Annotated in this window: 2 protein-coding genes; both read right to left on the reverse strand. The window is 74.4% G+C overall.

What is annotated here, in order from left to right; translation table 11 throughout:
* Window positions 1-591, reverse strand: a 591-nt coding sequence (locus tag CBZ_RS16665; protein ID WP_130782608.1) for a DUF4129 domain-containing protein, incomplete at its 3' end; no start/stop codon positions are given.
* On the reverse strand, window positions 588-1,586 hold a 999-nt coding region (locus CBZ_RS16670), incomplete at its 5' end, for a DUF7847 domain-containing protein (protein ID WP_130782609.1). The genes CBZ_RS16665 and CBZ_RS16670, both read right to left, overlap by 4 nt.

A 1,586-nucleotide genomic window follows, 5' to 3' on the forward strand; every position in this document is an offset into this window, starting at 1 on the left:
GTCCTCGGCCGTCGCCGCGACGCCGCCGTAGGCGACACCGTCGAACAGGTCGCCCGCGACGCGCAGGTCGGCGTCGAGCGTCGGGAGCCGGACGGCGGCCGCGGAGACGGCCTCGTGCGCGGTGCGGCCAGGGCGCTCCTCGAGGACGGTGCGCTCCTCGAGGTCGCGCACGACGGCCCGGAACCGCTCCAGGGTCGCCTGGTGCCAGTCGCCCTGCGTGGCGGCGGCGTCCGCGGCGGCCCGCAGCTGGGCGGCGGTGCGCGTGTCGTCGGAGCTCAGGACGGCCCGTGCGCCGCCTCCCGGCCGGCGGGAGCGGCGGACGGGCCCGACGAACCACAGGATGGCGAGCGCGAGGGCCACGGCGACACCGAGCGCGATGAGCAGCGACATGCCGGTCGGCAGCCCGAGCGACGGCACGGTCGCGAGCTGCTCCTGCAGCCACGTGAGCAACCGGCTCAGCAGCGACGGCGACGAGTGGTACTCCGGCTGCTGCAGCTCGTCGAGGGCCCAGCGGCGCGCCGTCGGTGCGTCCGGGTCGACCGGGACGTCCTGCACGACGACCGCCAGGACGCCCGTGAGCGGCACGTTCACCCGCCGGCCTGGACCGCTCGCCCGAGCTCGATGTCGAGGCCCTCACGGCGCATGCGCACGTCGATGTAGAGCAGGGCGACGACGGCCGCGAGGAACGTCGTGGACAGCGTCAGGCCCACCGCGTTCCCGATGCCGGTGATGACGATCGACGCGAACGACGTGCCGAGCGGGTCCTGCAGCAGCAGCGCCGTGAGGACCCCGACGGGCGTGAGGATGATCTGCAGGACGATCCCGACCAGCAGGTTGACCAGCAGGTAGATGCCCAGCAGGCGCCAGAAGCTGCCGCGCGTGAGGCGCCAGGCGCGCCCGACGGTCCGCCAGAAGCCCTTGCCCTCGAGCATGAGGGCGGGCGTGACGAGGAGCGTGCGGACGGTGAACCACATCCCGCCGACGACCAGCAGCACCAGCCCCACGATCCCGACGGCCACGGCCCAGCCGGGCGCGTCGAGGGCGACGAGACCGACGACCGCGCCCGTGACGAGCGCGATCGCGAGCACGACCGCGAACCCCGCGAGCAGCGTGAATCCGAGGACCCACCACACGCGCCACGACCGCAGCGCCTCGCCGATCGAGATGCTGCGCCCCAGCACGGAGCGGCTCACCGACACCATGAGGAGACCGGTGAGGATCGTCGTCGCGAACGTCGTGACGGGCAGCGCGAGGAGCTGGCCCACGAGCATGCTCGCCTGGTCGGCGATGCCCGTCTCCCCGGTCGGGTCGAGCTCGCGCACGACGTCGGCGACCTGACCTGCGACGAGGCCCTGGACGTACCAGGTGACGACGCTCTCGACGATGACCGCGATGCTGACGACGAGCGCCGCGAGCCCGAACATGACCTTGGGGTTCGCACGGACGGCCTTGAAGGCGCCGTCGAGGATCTCGCCCAGGCCGAGCGGGCGCAGCGGCACGATGCCGGGCTGGAGCGCCGGCGGCCGCCAGGCGCCCCCGGGCGGCGGCGGGGGCGGCACCGCGTTGCCCCACCCGCCGGGCGTGCC

This window comes from Cellulomonas biazotea (assembly GCF_004306155.1).
Taxonomy (GTDB): domain Bacteria; phylum Actinomycetota; class Actinomycetes; order Actinomycetales; family Cellulomonadaceae; genus Cellulomonas; species Cellulomonas biazotea.